Source organism: Prevotella sp. AM34-19LB (assembly GCF_003468525.1).
Taxonomy (GTDB): Bacteria; Bacteroidota; Bacteroidia; order Bacteroidales; family Bacteroidaceae; genus Prevotella.
In genome coordinates this window covers 67575-82687 of record NZ_QSIG01000007.1, presented here as the reverse complement: position 1 = coordinate 82687, position 15113 = coordinate 67575, and the positions used below count along the sequence as shown (strand labels likewise).

Here is a 15113-nt window from a genome sequence, read left to right as displayed (position 1 = left end):
ATTTTTGTAACTTTGCGCAAAAATATCAGTACATGGAAGCAAAGAGAATACCATACGGCGTATCTGACTTCGTTGACGTGATGGAACGGAATCAGTATTATGTAGATAAGACTATGTATATTCCACAGTTGGAAGAAGAAGCGGATAGTTTATTCTTTATCCGCCCTCGCCGCTTTGGAAAGAGCATATTCTTAAGTATGTTGCATGCCTATTACGATTGTCATACCAAGGATAAGTTCCAGCAATGGTTTGGCAATCTCTGGATAGGCAAGCATCCCACACCTTTGCAGGGCAAGTTTCTCGTCTTGCATCTAGACTTTTCGCAGGTGGGAGGAACAATAGAGAAGTTGGAGGATAACTTCAACAGTTATTGTCGTATCAAGCTAGACAGCTTTGTTGATATTTATCGCGACTTCTATTCTGAGAGTTTTGTAGGAAAGGTGCTGGCTTCTACTGAAGCAACAGAGAAACTCAATATGATAAACGATGAGAACAGAAAGCTAGGACTGGATGTTTATCTCATCATAGACGAATACGATAATTTTACCAATACCGTGCTCAATGAGCAGGGTGAGGACATGTATTGGGCAATAACTCATGCAGAGGGTTTTTATCGCGACATCTTCAAGAAGTTCAAGGGTACTTGCCGTCGTATCTTCATCTCGGGTGTAAGTCCTGTTACGCTCGATGATGTTACCAGTGGGTTCAATATAGGATGGCATATCTCTACCAAACTCAAGTTTAATCAAATGCTCGGCTTCTCCGAGGAGGATGTGATGGAACTGTTTGGGTATTACAAAACGGCAGGAAAACTGCCTGCTGACTGTGATATTCAGAGAATGGTAACGGAAATGAAGCCGTGGTACGACAACTATTGCTTTTCAAAGATGGCATTAGATAAGCAGAGCAAGGTGTTTAATTGTGATATGGTGCTTTATTATCTTCGCACGTATGTAAGCACGGGGGCTGCCCCAGAGCAGATGATAGATCCGAATACCAAGACCGACTATAATAAGATGAAGCGCCTTTTGCAGTTGGATAAGCTGGATGGAGACCGCAAGGGAGTAATTCGCACCATTGCTGAGACGGGGCAGATTATCACGAATCTTCGTGAAACTTTTCCTGCCCGTTCCATTACCGACCCCGGCGTGTTCCCAAGTCTGCTTTTCTATTATGGAATGTTGACCATCAAGGATACTTTTGGCGACCAGGTGATACTGGGTATTCCCAACAACAATGTTCGCAAGCAATATTATGAGTATTTGCTGGAAGAATATCAGGATGTAAAGCATGTAAATATTGATGAGCTCAAGACTTTGTTCACTTACATGGCATTCCAGGGGAATTGGTGTGAGGCTTTGGGGCATATGGCAAAAGCATACGCCGAAGTCTCTTCGGTGCGCGATACCATCGGGGGTGAGCGAAATCTGCAAGGTTTCTTTATGGCCTACCTTAGTTTGAACAATTATTATTATACTGCCCCCGAATTAGAACTGAATCATGGCTATTGCGATTTCTTCCTCTTGCCAAACTTGTCTCGTTATCCTACCAAGCACAGTTATATCATAGAATTGAAACTTGTGCCTAAGAAAGAAAAGGGAATTTCGAAACAAACTTTCGAGAAGATGATAGGAGAGCAGTGGGATGCAGCTAAAGATCAAATCAATCGTTATGCCGTGGCTCCAAGGTAGAGGCCTTGCGACAAGGTACCCAACTGCATAAGATTATCATGCAGTTTGATGGCTGGAATCTGATTCGTATGGAAGAGGTGTGAAAAAGGTGTTGTGAAAAAGGTGTGAAAGTGGGTAATAAGATAACCCTATAGATTATTTTTAGATTTAGGATATAAATAAAGTTTTATGGCAAAAAGAGAATATGTTGAGGCCAACAAGCGTTGGCTGGAGGAAAAGGCAAAGGAGGAGGGCGTTATGGCGCTGCCTCGTGGTATATATTATAAGGTGTTGAAGCAGGGCGACCCGAAGGGAGCACAGCCTAGCCGACGCAGCATCGTAACGGCCCATTACACCGGTTGGACCATCAATGGCAAGAAGTTTGATTCCAGCCGTGGCGGTACGCCGTTCGCCATGCGATTGAGCGACCTGATAGATGGCTGGATTGTTGCCATGCAGCAGATGCACGTGGGCGACCAGTGGGAACTTTACATCCCTGCCGAGATGGGCTACGGCAAGTTCTCGCAGCCGGGCATCCCAGGCGGTTCTACCCTGATATTCGAAGTAGAACTGCTGGGTGTGGGATAACCCGGATACTTGAAATTATAAAGATCATTAAGATAAGAGAGTCTTGTCCGGCTATAGTCGGTTCAATTCATCTTCCGCACTGTTCATGCCGTTGTATCTTCCCTTACGCTTGTTGAATTTCCAGGTTACGGTCAACTTGTAGCTCCATAGCTTGTAATCCTCAGTCTGGGAGAAGTCAACGGCATGCTCGTGGGTTCGCTCCTTGAAGAGCTGCTGATGGAAGAGGTCGTTGGCACTGAAGGCAACCTGTAATCTGCCGTCCATCCACGATTTGTTGGCACCAAGACTCCAGTTCTGAGTGGGGCTGAACTTCGTTTTTCCCACTTGTCCTCCGTTGTCAAAACTGTAGAAGAGCGACAGCTGATACTCGTTTGGTAGCGTGAAGTAATTATCAAACGATGCATTCCAAGTTGCTCCGTTATAGCTGATTAGCTCTCCATGATCATTTACGGAGAAGCGCTGGTAAGTGATGCTTGCATTTACATTTGGGCGCCAGCAGCCGAAGACGTGACCCCAGTTGAGATATGTCATGTATTTCTGCATCTTGTTGAAGTTCATGAATGTACTCACGTATCTTACGGGCTTGTCTTCCGGCACTTTATGCACATACATGATGGAGTGGTCGGTACGGGTGTATCTCAGCATTCCCATGAAGTCTTTCCACTGCACGGAGTAGGTCAGACGATAGGTGTTGACAGGCTGTAGCTTCGGATTACTGATCTGATACTGAAAGCGCGAGGTATAGTAGATGTTCCCGCTTAGCTGACTGAAAGAAGGTCGGGCGGTGGTAGTGCGGAAGCTGAGCGAGTGATGCCACGACGGTTCTTTGAGAGTGATACCGAACGATGGAAACCACTGGTCGTAATGGCGCTCCATATTGTCGGGAGATTCCTCCGACAGATTGGTGTATCGGGATGTGAGATGCTCGTATCGGATGCCTGCCCACCAGCTCCATCTGCCAGCTTCACCCTGATATTGCAGGTAAGCTGCCGTCTTGGTATCGTGGTTTTTGTATTCCGTAGTTCCAAGCATATCGGCAGAACTTTCGGTTTTTCCCTTGCCTTCCATCAGGCTCCATTCGCCACCATAGTTGATGGAATGTTTATCAGAGATGAGTTGCTTGACTTCAATTCTTCCACTATAGATATCGTAGTTGGAATTGGAACGGTTGAGGGTTTCCTGCATCTCGCTACCTTCTTTCTCCGTGATAGGCTGGCTGTCAGAATTCTTGTTCCTTGCATAGTCCAGATAAATCTGTGATGAGAAATGCTTCGACCATTTAGCCAGATGGAAGAGGTTGAAGTGGTGACTGCGCTGGTGTCCCCATTGCTGGCTCTCCGCATCAAAATACTTCATCTCGCCATCCGCATCAGAAAGCTTCATCTCTCTATTTGTATCTTCTCCTGCTGGGTTAGGATAGCGATAGTACTGCTGCTGTTTCTCGCTTCTGCCGCCATTCAGCCAAAGCCCTTCCCATTGTATTCCCACTTCGTGTTGCTTGCTGAGCAACCAGTCGAAGTTGAGTTCTGTAGCGTTATAATTTGCCTTGTTCTTGCCATGGCGGTCGGTTCCGAAGAGATATTCGCCATCTTTGGCTCTTACGAGCGCTTCCTGTGGCTGATGCACATTGTATCGGTTGTCTGTGTAGCCGTAAAATCCTGTGAGCGAAATCTTCTTCGTTACCCAACCCAGAGTCAATTCCTCGTGGTTGGTGTTCACCTCGCTCAACTTATCATACACCTGCATCTTGCCGAATATACCCTCGTCTGTTCTTCTCGTCAGGATTCTCAGTACGGCTCCCGTCGTTGCATCATATTTTGCACCAGGAGTGGTAATGAGTTCTATTTCATCTATCAGCTTCACATCGAGATGAGAGAGTTCGGCAGAGGTAGCCTTTTTGTCGTTGAGATAGATGGTGGGTGCTCCCAGTCCGTTTACTTCCAGAGTTCCATCGGCGGTTTGTTTCATGCCGGGGATGTGCTTCAATACATCTTCCAGCGTTGGCTCCTTTGCCAAAGGAGTGTTGCGGACACGGGTAACCAGGGCATCGTTTCTCATCTTGTACATCGGGCGATGACCTATTACGGTTACGGCTTGAATCTCGGCCTCCTTATCAGCTTTTGTCTCAGCCTCCTTATCAGCTTTGATCGAATCTTTTTCCGTCTGTACCGAGTCTGCGGAAACTCCAGATGTCGGGAATTTCCCATTTTGTGCTGTAGCACAGGTGGCGGTAGCTAGCATCGCGCATAAAACTGTTTCTTTCTTCATTTTCTTCCTTGTTTTTTGTTTTCGTCTGCAAAGTAACAGCTTTTCGGGCTCAAAATCGCAAATAATCATTACTGAAACATTACGCTGGCAAAATAATCTTGCTTCACCTTATTATATATAATGAAATCTTCGTACCTTTGCATCGAAAAAAGAAAAAATGATATGAATAGAAGAATCAAACAAGTCTGGCTGCTCGCCATCCTTTCCTCTTTCCTGCTGATAGGCTTGCAGACCTATTGGCTCTACAATAGTGTAACCTATTCGATGGGAGAGATGGGGAAGAAAAACGCCGAAAAGGCGGAACAGGCAATAGTCACTTATCAGACAAATATCGGAGAGGCGGTAAAAGAAAAATCACATATCGGTTATGTCGTCACGGCATATTTTTCAGACTACAAGCGTCCCGTTACAACGGTTTGCTCTCCGCTGGATACGGATACAATCATAGGTGGAGTGGTGTATAGCAAGCCGGGATTCAGCAACGTGATGCAGAAGAGAGATACTTTCGATTTGCGTGAGACGGATTCCAACAATTCTTTTGATTGCCTGAGTACTTACATCACTTACCAGCTTACCCGCTTTGACAAGGCGCATTTTGATCGTTTCATCAGTAGGAAACTGGGCAATGATTTCATCGGGGCAGAGATGAAGACGGGAAAGCATCGTCTGTGGCAGACAAGAATCGTGGAACCTCCTACCTTGTTTCATCACGAAATGTTGGTGGAAGTGCCTTTCAATCCTATCCAGTATCAGTCGATGCAAATGAGGATGCAGGTGCCGATGCTGCCCATCCTGAAGGGAATGATGTGGCAGATGATAGGAAGTCTCCTGGTTACCATCATGCTTCTCCTGAGCATAGCTTATCTCATCAAGGTGATGCTTCTGCAGAAGAAGGTGGATAAGATGCGAAGCGACTTTGTGCATACGATGATTCACGAGTTGAAGCGCCCCGTGCAGACGCTGAAGATGTGTGTATCCGTATTCTCTGCTCAAAAGACAGATGAGAAGGATGAGAATGCTCTCATCATGGAGACGGTAAGAGAGGAGAGCGATAACCTGACCGCCTATCTCGCCAAACTTCGTGAAGTAATCAGGGCAGAGGAACATATCCCGCTCCAGATAACTTCTTTCGATATCCATGCCGCCTTGCAGAATCTGGTGGCTGTGTATCGAAAGAACAGACAGAAGGAGGTGAATGTTTCGCTCGATTACCTGCGCACTGCCGATAGGATGAGGGGAGATAGAGACCAGCTTCTGAATGTGGTCAGTAATCTGATGGAGAACTCGGTGAAGTATTCCGGCGACATAGTCAATATCCATGTTGCCTGCCGAGATACCGAGAAGGAGGAAGTCATGATTTCTGTATCTGATAATGGCATCGGCATCTCGTCCGATGAACAGCAGAGAGTCTGGACGAAGTTCTATCGCAGCAATGCTTACCCGGATATGATGCAGCCGGGCATCGGATTGGGTTTGAGTTTTGTGGATATGATTGTGAAGGCCCATGGGGGTAGAAAAATGATGCAGAGCGAAGTGGGCAAGGGAACCAGAATTTCAATCGTCATCCCGCAGCACTCCTGATGCATCCGGTTTAACGCTATAAACAACAGAAAAAATGATCAAGATATTATTTGCAGACGATGACTTGAAGTATTCCATGTTGCTGAAGAGTTTCCTGCAGCAGCATGGCTACGATGTGACTTATGCCGGCAATGGCAAGAAGGCATGGGAACAGTTCCCGGAAGTGAAGCCCGACCTGGTATTGCTCGACATCAATATGCCGGAGATGGATGGCTATGAGGTGGCAGAACGCATCAGAGCCATCGACCCGAAGGTGCTTATCTTCTTCCTCACCGACCGTACGGAGAAGAACGATCGACTGAAAGGTTTCTCCCTGAAGGCAAACGATTATCTTGCCAAACCCTTCTATCCGGAAGAGTTGCTGGCAAGAATAGAGGAGCGGTTCTCCATGAATGAGAGTGAGACGATAGAAGAGGAGGTGTATCATTTCGGAGAAACCACCTTCTGCTATAACAACAATGAGCTTCGTACCCGTTCATCTCGTGTGCTCATCACCAGCCGACAAGCCGACATCCTCCGTCTGCTGGCGAAGAATATCGGCAATGTAGTAAGCAAGGAGATGATACAGGAGGCGGTGTGGGGTACCGTGAGCTATGCCAACTCCCTGGCTGTGAATGTGCAGATGACGTATCTTCGCCATGCTCTTCAGCATGATGCGACCGTTAAGATTGAGTCGCTGAAGAAAAAGGGATACGTCTTATCTGTTATTTCTCCAGAGTAACGATGATGTAGCTTCTGCCATCCTCCTTCAGACCTCTTTCCTGAATGGCTTTGGTGCCCTCTTTCAAGATCTCGATGGCTTTGATTTTGCTGGGAGAAATCTTGTAGAATTCCTCTTTAGTCAGCTCCTGCTCTCTGCCCTTGATCAGATAGTGAGGGTCTGGCTTGGGGGCAGGAGGTGTGGTAGTGGTGATGATATGAATCTCTATCACATCTCTTTTGGGTGCCGGCAGGACGTTGGTGTTTATCTGGTAATTCTTGATGGTTTTACCGATGAGTTCCTTGCCGGTGAAGTTTGGAATGCGCTCGCCGTCGATGCTGTAGATACGCAGGGTATCTGCCTTGGATGCCATACTGCTGGTTATGCCCAGCAGGGCAAATGCAATGGTGAAAATATACTTTTTCATAAGCGTGAAATGTTTATAATTCAGCGTGAAATGTTTTATCATTCGTTTAACTGTGCCAATGGAAGTAGCTGATAACTACCATCTTGTGTTTCTTTGATATTGATGGTGTAATGCTGCAAGTTGCCATCGTTGTCGATGGTGGAGATAACGATGTTTTCGCCTTGGCGGTTGATGGTCAGCTGCTCGGCAGAAGGCAGGGCGGCAGAGGCTACTTCATAAATCTGATTGAAATCTTCATGAATGCTTCTTTCTGTTTCAGAAGAGGTCTCTTCGGCATTGCCGGAAGTCTTTTCATTTTTTCTTGAAGTCTTCCCCGTATTTTCTGCAGTCTTCTCCGTATTGCCAGAAGAGGTCTCTTCTGTATTTTCTGCAGTCTTCCCTGCATGGTTCTCACTTCTTTCTGCAATATCCTTTCTTTTGGTAAGGGCAATCTTGCTTGACTTCATTTCTTGCGGGGTCACGATATCCTGGGTTGCTGCCAGGAAGAGGGAGTCGGCACGTTCCATCTTTTCGTACGCATTCAGATTCCCGTCTCCATCCTCGGAAGATGGCTGCGAGCGAACCACCTGCTCTGTAGGAATCAGGTTGGTGAAACCAGGTTGTTCAGAAGAGGATGAGAAATAATCCTTGATAGGGAAGAGCAGGAAGATGAGGCCTGCCAGCATCGCCGTAGCGAGAAGTATCGCAGAGAGGCGTACCCATCTTGTTTCGTGCTTCTTGGAAGCAGCAAGGGACATTTCTTCTTTTCCGTCCAGTTCTTCCATCATTTCCATTTCTGTTTGATGGAAATTCGGAGTATAGTTCTCCATTCCCAGCATCAGGTTTCTGATGTCGAGATCCTCATCCGTTAAATCCTTATCCTCGCAATGGCGATAGAATTCAGCCAATGCCTGTTCTTCCTCCACGCTGGTATCCGCATCGAGGTAGCGCTCTATCAGCTCATGGCGATAGGTTATATCTTCTAGTTTCTTCATTTCTTTCATTTTTAGAGTTCCTTTTTTAGAGTTCCTTTTAAGAATTTCCTTTTTAAGAATTTCCTTTTCATCATTTCCTGCCTTTTATGATTTCATCATTTTCAGCAATGATCTTCTTGCTGCAGAAATCATCGTCTTGGTGCTCGTCTTGTTGGCACCGCAGATTTCGGCAATCTCATCGAGGCTCTTTCCCTCGCTTCTCAATAGCAGCATTTTTCTCTGCGTATCCGGAAGTCTGTCCATCGCTTTGTCGAGTCGCCTTTGCGTATCCTCACCAATAATGTTCTGGTCGGTACACTCGGTTGCCGTACAGATTTCTGCAGGATGCTTCATCTGTTCCAGCGATGTCGTCTGGGCTTTGTTGCGTCTCAGATGGTCGATGCAGAGATTCCTGGCTATCGTCATACCTAGGGCCTCGATGCTCTGGTATTCAGAGAGCCTTTCGTGCATCTTCCAGAGCTTCACCAGGGTTTCCTGCACGATGTCATCGGCTTCTTCGGCAAGGGTTCCTGCCGAGAGATAGCGTTGACAATGTGCCGTCAACCTGGTGCGCATTTCCTGGACGATATGTTCAAATTCTGTTTCTTCCATTTGTTTCTTTTTATGTGTATGACGCAAGAAGAGGTGGAAGGTAAACAAAAAAAATGCTACCTTCGCACATTTCCGTGCAAAGATAGCATAAAAAATTGAGATATAGACATATCTTTTATTTTATTTGTGGATGAAGTGGATTATTCTTCTGTTTTAGTCATCATCTTCTCATAGAGTCCATCCACGATGGAGTCGGCGAGTGAGATGTTGGGCACCATGATGCTTTCACACTTCAGGTATTCGCATGCCTTGAGGAAGATTTCAGCGGCAGGAATGATGACGTCGGCACGGTCTTCCTTCAGAGAGAAGGAAATCTCGCGCTCCTCGATGCTCAGGGGCTGCATCATCGAGTAGAGGCGCTTCAGCTCGGCAAGCGTCAGGTTCTTGGCGTCCTGCTTGCTGTGGCGTGCCAGTTTGTTCAACTTGTTGATGTTGCCACCCGAACCGATGATCCTGATGTCGCCGTATTGCTCGGCATATCTCGTCAGGTTCTCCTTAAAGAGCTTTTCGGTTTCGGCAGTCACCTTGCCGCTCAGCATTCTCAGGGTACCCATGTTGTAGGAATAGCTCTCGGCGAGCACACCGTCGTGGATGATGCTCACCTCCGTGGAACCACCGCCCACATCAATGTAGGCAAAGCTGCCCTCGTTGGAGTCAGTTTTCTCTACCAGGTTGTTGTAGAGGAGCTGTGCCTCCTCCTGACCCTTGATGATTTCGAGTTTGATGCCGGTTTGCTTCTCTATCTTCTTGAGCACCTTCTTGCCGTTCTCGGCATCGCGCATGGCTGAAGTGGCACAGGCGCGAAATGCCTCTACGTCGTTGAGTTTCATGAATTGCTTGAAGCCCTTCATCATGTGGAGCATCATCTTCTCACGCTCCTTGGAAACCTTTCCCAGGGTGAAAACATCCTTACCCAATCGCAATGGGATGCGGATGAACATGAGTTTCTTGATGCGGTCTTCCTCTCGGATTGCCTCGGGATCGAAGCGCTTGATGAGGAGTCGGGCTCCGTTGGAGCCGATATCTATGGATGCTAAATTCATCATTATTTATATGCGTTATTATTTATAAGCTTTATAGAGTTCTTCCTGACTGCGGAATGGTTCGCCTTCTACAAACTCGTTGCCGCCCTTGCCATCTACCACTCGGCCGTTCATCGTATCTCTCATGCCGTAGGAGATGGTGCGGAGCAGGTCTGCCTGCATATCCTCGTCATATACCGGGGTGAGCACCTCGATGCGGTTGATGAGGTTTCTAGGCATCCAGTCGGCAGAACCGATGAAGTATCTTGGCTTGCCTCCGTTGGCAAAGATGAGGATGCGGCTGTGCTCCAGATAGCGGTCGATGATGCCCACGCAGCGGATGTTGTCGCTGAGCTTGGCGATGCCTGGCACCAGCGAACAGTTGCCACGGATTACGATGTCTATCTTTACGCCAGCCTTTGAAGCCTGATAGAGTTTGCTTACCATATCGGTATCGGTGATGTGGTTGATCTTCATCTTCACCCAAGCCTCCTTGCCTTCGTTGGCATTCTTGATCTCGGTGTCGAGCATACGCAGGATGCGGCTCTTCATGGAGTTAGGAGATACGAGCAGCTCGTTGAAGCGGAATGGTGAGAATGGGCGGTCGATGAAATCGAATACCTTAGCCACCTCGTTCACCAGCTTGGTACGGGCGGTCATCATCAGATAGTCGGTATAGATCTTGGCGTTGCCTCGTGGAAGTTTCCGGTTCCCACGCAGGCGATGTTACCCTTCTTTGACTCGATATAGAGCAGTTTGGAGTGAATCTTCAGTCCTTCTACACCGAAGATCACGTTTACGCCCTCTTCCTGCATGCGTTTGCTCCACTTGATGTTGCTCTCCTCGTCGAAACGTGCCAGAAGCTCTACCACGGCAGTTACCTTCTTGCCGTTGCGGGCAGCGGTGATGAGTGCCTTCACTACCTTTGAATCCTTGGCCAGACGATAGAGGGTGGTCTTGATGGCCTTCACCTCGGGCTTGGTTGCAGCCTCACGGAGCACACGGATGTAGCCGTTGAAGCTATGGTAGGGTACATGGATGAAACGGTCTTTCTCACGAATCTGGTCGAGGATGCTCTCGTTTGAGAGGAATTCCGGTTTCATGATAGGAGCCCATTTTTCGTACTTCAGTTCCTTGTGGCCGCAATCTGGGAACGACATCAGATCCTTGTGGTTCTGGTATCTTCCGCCAGCTAGAGAAGCATCCAACTCCTTGGTGTTCAATCGCTCACGCAGCTTCTTCTGAAGTTCCTTCGGCATCTCCTGGTCGTAGATCACGCGTACGGCTTCACCCTTCTTGCGGCTGCTTACACCCAGGGCAATCTTTTCCATGGTGCCGAAGTCGGCATCGTTGTCCATCTCCATCTCGGCATCCTTGGTAAACTTGAAACTGAGGCACGGTAGGTGCTCTTCTTGAAACCGAGGAATACCAGAGGCAGACAGTATCTGATTACATCGTCCAGATACATGATGTTGTCGAAACCATCGCTTCCCGGCACCTTTACCCAGCGTCCATAGACTCTATCCGGTACCTTTACTACGGCATATTTCTTCTTCTTGTCATCCTCACTCTTCTCTACGGCTAGGTAGATGCGGTTGTCCTCCAGTGCGGAGAGGTCGTCTATCTCGTTGAGCCAGATAGGGTTGACAGAGCCATTGAGTTTGTCGTAGAAGAACTGCGTGAGGAACTCCTTCTGCTCGTTGTTGAGCTGGTCTTCGGTGAGCAGGCGAACCTTGTGTACTTCAAGCTCTCGGAAAACTGTATCCACCGCTTCAGTGTATTCTTTCGAATAAGATTCATTGAGTTTATTAATTGTTTTGAGAGATTTCTTAATCTGCTGTTCGGTATCCTTGTCGAGTTTCTGGTCGAGCATTCGGTTGAGCGATGCTACTCGTACGCGGAAGAATTCGTCGAGGTTGTTGGAGTAAATACCGAGGAAAGAGAGGCGTTCCAACAGTGGCACATACTCTTTCTCTGCCTCCTGCAGAATGCGATGGTTGAAGTACATCCAACTGATGTCGCGTTCTACATAAGCTTTCTTCATCATATCTTCTTTAGTCATGATTTCACTGGTTTAATCTTTAGAGTTACTTTACTTTTGCAGGCTCTTTCTTAGCCTTCTTCTCAGAATCAGCCTTCTTTTCAGAAACAGCGTTCTTCTCTGAATCAGCCTTCTTTTCAACCTTCTTTTCAGAATCAACCTTCTTTTCAAGATTCTCCAAAACCAGGTAATCGGTGTCTCCGTCGATAAAGTGGAGTTCCTTGCGGAAGAACTTGCTGCTGCCTACAGGCACGATGATGTCGTGCAGCTGGTCGCAGTCGGCAAAGGCATGACGGCTCACCTTGTTAGGAGTACCTGCAAAGGTAACCTTCTTCAACTTGTCGCACTCTGCAAAGGCGTAGCTCTTTACCACCTTTACGCCCGCAGGCACATAAACGTTATCCAATTCGTCACAATCGTAGAAAGCATCGTGCTCAATTTCCTTCACGCTGTTGGCGATGATGATGTTCTTGAGGGCCTTCTTGCCGCGGAACGCCATCTCGCCGATAATCTCCACTCCCTCTGGAATGGCAAAGCTAGCTTCCTGGCTCATGCAATAAACCAAGCGCTTCTTGTCGTTGGTGTAAACTGCATCGCCATCGAATTCAAAACTGTCGCTGTCAATCTTCTGCAAGGCGAGATTGAGCACTAAGTTCTCAAATTTACCGTCTTTCTTAGATTTCTTCTTAAGAATATCTAGGATTGCTTTCTTGTTTTCCTTCATCCTATTATATATGTTAATGTTGTTTTTTCCGGGTGCAAAGGTACGGCGATATTTTCAAACGGGGGAGAAAATCAAGTTACGTGTTTATGACGATGATGTTACGACCGTATTACTGATATTACAGAAGCATTACGGGTGTTACAAATGTGTGATGTAACATCTTTGTAATACTTATGTTTTACGGTAGAAATATCTTCTTCTTACCTTTGCAGTCGAAATGAAGAAGATGTCTTTCCGCATCAGTAGGAAAAGATTTCATTCGGAATAAGCAAAATCAGATTTACGTGTATATAATAATAAGGTAAGAAATGAAGAAGAAAACGTATTTGTTGATGGCACTCTCGATGGTGTCGATGGGAATGAATGCCCAGAATTCAGAAAGCAGCTCTCTGGAGAAGGGCATTGAGGAATTCGCCAAGTCGATGACCATTGGTGGAACCATCCGCTCTAAATATGAGTACCAGACCGAAGAGGGGGAGGGACGTTTCGAGGTGCGCACAGCACGTATCAATGTGGCTGGCAATATAACACCCGTGGTAAGCTATAAGGCGGAAATCGACCTCTGCGACGAGGGTAAGATCAAGATGCTCGATGCCTATACACGCATCAAGCCTTGGAAGACCCTGCAGTTCACCATCGGTCAGGAGCGTGTACCATTCACCATCGATGCTCACCGTTCTCCTCATCAGCAGTACTTCGCCAACCGTTCGTTCATCGCCAAGCAGGTGGGTAATGTGCGCGACGTGGGTGCTGAAATCGGATATACCTGGAATGTAGGTTTCCCTATCGTGGTGAATGCCGGTATCTTCAACGGTTCGGGCTTGACCAACCAGAAGGATTACTGGACCAAGGGCGTTAACTATTCTGCCAAGGCTCAGTTCCTCTTTCCGAATGTGAACCTGGTGTTGAGTACCCAGAAGATCAAGCCATCTGATATTATGGTAACGATGTATGATGGCGGTATCACCTTCCACAAGGGTGGTTTCATAGCAGAGGCAGAGTATCTTTACAAGCATTACAGCAAGGATGCCTTCCACGATGTGCATGCTTTCGATGGATTCGTATGCTATGATATTCCGGTTCGCAATCAGAAGAGCATCATCAGAAAGGTTTCGCCATTGGCAAGATATGATTTCATGAGCGACCACAGTGATGGTATCCGATATGGGGGTTCTGATACAGAGCCTGGTGCCTTGAAGATCAACGATTACAAGCGCCATCGTGTTACGGGCGGTGTAACCCTGAGCCTTGCCAAGCCATTCATCTCGGATATCCGTATCAACTACGAGAAGTATTTCTATCGCAAAGGTGGCATTGCCAAGACTTCAGAAAAGGATAAGATTGTTGTGGAGTTCATGACAAAGTTCTGATAATAAAAGCCCGGCAGGATTCAGTGAATCTTGTCGCTTTTATTATCAATTGTCAATTGATTACAGCATTCCCTTAGAGCTAGGAAGCTCGAAGTGATAGATGTCTCTCTTCACCGCCATTTTCAGCGAGCGGGCAAGCGCCTTGAAGATGCCTTCTATCTTGTGATGCTCGTTCTCGCCCTCAGCCTTGATGTTGAGGTTCATCTTTGCCGCATCACTCAGACTCTTGAAGAAATGCTTGAACATCTCGGTTGGCATTTCGCCCACCTTCTCTCTGTGGAACTCGGCATCCCAGATCAACCATGGACGACCACCGAAATCCAATGCCACCTGACAGAGACAATCATCCATCGGCAGACTGTAACCGTATCTTTCGATGCCACGCTTGTCGCCCAGCGCCTGCAGCAGGCATTCGCCCAGGGCAATACCCGTATCTTCAATGGTGTGATGCTCATCCACATAGAGGTCGCCCCTGGTGTGGATGGTGAGGTCCATCATGCCGTGCTTGCCTATCTGCTCCAGCATGTGGTCGAAGAAGCCGAGACCGGTAGAAATGTCGCATTTGCCGCTGCCATCGAGGTTTACCTTGATGTAGATATCCGTCTCCTTGGTGGTGCGCTTCACCTCGGCGATGCGGTCGCCGGCAAAGAGAATTTCTGCAATCTTATCCCAGTCCATACCGTCTTTTCCGAGAATCAGACTCTTGCAACCCAGATTTTCTGCAAGCTGGGCATCGGTTTCACGGTCGCCGATTACATAACTGTTTGCCATATCGTAGGCTGGATTGTCGATATATTCGGTCAGCATGCCCGTGCCTGGCTTTCTCATTGGCGAGTTATCCTCCGGGAAGTGGCGGTCGATATGCTGCTTGGCGAAGTGGATGCCTTCGCTCTCCAGGGTCTGGATGATGAAGTTGTGTACAGGCCAGAAGGTGTTCTCCGGAAAGGAGTCGGTGCCCAGTCCGTCCTGGTTGCTCACCATCACCAGCTCGTAGTCGGTGTGCTGGGCAATGAAGGCGAGGTTGCGGAATACGCCCTTGGTGAATACCAGCTTCTCGAAGCTGTCAATCTGTTCGTCCGCAGGTCCTGAATCAGGGTTCCGTCGCGGTCGATGAAGAGTAATCTTGTCTGTTTCATGTCTCTTTCTATCTCTTTTAT

10 protein-coding genes and 3 pseudogenes are annotated in these 15113 nt (G+C 47.5%); 5 read left to right on the top strand and 8 right to left on the bottom strand.

Going from position 1 to position 15113, the window contains the following annotated elements:
* The first annotated feature begins 32 nt into the window (after nucleotides 1-32).
* Together DW830_RS03780 and DW830_RS03775 are read left to right on the top strand one after the other, a co-directional pair.
* Nucleotides 33-1774, top strand: a pseudogene (locus DW830_RS03780) (ATP-binding protein).
* An 85-nt stretch (nucleotides 1775-1859) separates the two neighbouring features.
* Nucleotides 1860-2258: an FKBP-type peptidyl-prolyl cis-trans isomerase gene (locus DW830_RS03775; RefSeq protein ID WP_022121977.1), complete on the top strand. Its 399-nt coding sequence runs from the start codon at nucleotides 1860-1862 to the stop codon at nucleotides 2256-2258.
* Nucleotides 2259-2309: 51 nt separating this feature from the next.
* On the opposite strand, the gene DW830_RS03770 is transcribed toward DW830_RS03775, so the two are convergent.
* The gene (locus DW830_RS03770) at nucleotides 2310-4526 is read right to left on the bottom strand and encodes an outer membrane beta-barrel protein (RefSeq protein ID WP_158573429.1); all 2217 of its coding nucleotides are present in this window, start codon (nucleotides 4524-4526) and stop codon (nucleotides 2310-2312) included.
* Between the two features lie 162 nt (nucleotides 4527-4688).
* On the opposite strand from DW830_RS03770, the gene DW830_RS03765 reads away from it, so the two are divergent.
* Together DW830_RS03765 and DW830_RS03760 are read left to right on the top strand one after the other, a co-directional pair.
* Entirely contained in the window at nucleotides 4689-6107 is a 1419-nt protein-coding gene (locus DW830_RS03765) for a sensor histidine kinase (RefSeq protein ID WP_158573428.1), read from the top strand.
* A gap of 34 nt (nucleotides 6108-6141) precedes the next feature.
* The gene (locus DW830_RS03760; protein WP_118201233.1) at nucleotides 6142-6828 is read left to right on the top strand and encodes a response regulator transcription factor; all 687 of its coding nucleotides are present in this window, start codon (nucleotides 6142-6144) and stop codon (nucleotides 6826-6828) included.
* On the opposite strand, the gene DW830_RS03755 is transcribed toward DW830_RS03760, so the two are convergent.
* The 6 genes and pseudogenes from DW830_RS03755 to DW830_RS03730 form a co-directional block, all read right to left on the bottom strand.
* Entirely contained in the window at nucleotides 6812-7234 is a 423-nt protein-coding gene (locus tag DW830_RS03755) for a hypothetical protein (RefSeq protein WP_119248920.1), read from the bottom strand. The genes DW830_RS03760 and DW830_RS03755 overlap by 17 nt on opposite strands.
* Nucleotides 7235-7272: 38 nt before the next feature.
* Nucleotides 7273-8208 (bottom strand): hypothetical protein, encoded by a 936-nt coding sequence (locus tag DW830_RS03750; protein WP_119248919.1) that lies wholly within the window; start codon nucleotides 8206-8208, stop codon nucleotides 7273-7275.
* 84 nt (nucleotides 8209-8292) lie between these two features.
* A complete protein-coding gene (locus tag DW830_RS03745) occupies nucleotides 8293-8799 on the bottom strand; it encodes an RNA polymerase sigma factor (RefSeq protein ID WP_119248918.1) in 507 nt (168 codons plus the stop codon).
* 140 nt (nucleotides 8800-8939) lie between these two features.
* On the bottom strand, nucleotides 8940-9845 hold the full coding sequence (locus DW830_RS03740; RefSeq protein WP_119248917.1) for a Ppx/GppA family phosphatase: 906 nt from the start codon (nucleotides 9843-9845) through the stop codon (nucleotides 8940-8942).
* Between the two features lie 15 nt (nucleotides 9846-9860).
* Nucleotides 9861-11886, bottom strand: a pseudogene (locus DW830_RS16880) (RNA degradosome polyphosphate kinase).
* Nucleotides 11887-11908: 22 nt separating this feature from the next.
* On the bottom strand, nucleotides 11909-12586 hold the full coding sequence (locus tag DW830_RS03730; RefSeq protein WP_119248916.1) for a leucine-rich repeat domain-containing protein: 678 nt from the start codon (nucleotides 12584-12586) through the stop codon (nucleotides 11909-11911).
* A 308-nt stretch (nucleotides 12587-12894) separates the two neighbouring features.
* Here DW830_RS03730 and DW830_RS03725 point away from each other — a divergent pair, with 308 nt between their 5' ends.
* The gene (locus tag DW830_RS03725) at nucleotides 12895-13956 is read left to right on the top strand and encodes a porin (protein ID WP_119248915.1); all 1062 of its coding nucleotides are present in this window, start codon (nucleotides 12895-12897) and stop codon (nucleotides 13954-13956) included.
* 60 nt (nucleotides 13957-14016) lie between these two features.
* Here the strand turns inward: DW830_RS03725 and hisB are convergent.
* Nucleotides 14017-15092: pseudogene (gene hisB, locus DW830_RS03720) on the bottom strand (bifunctional histidinol-phosphatase/imidazoleglycerol-phosphate dehydratase HisB).
* Between the last annotated feature and the right edge of the window lie 21 nt (nucleotides 15093-15113).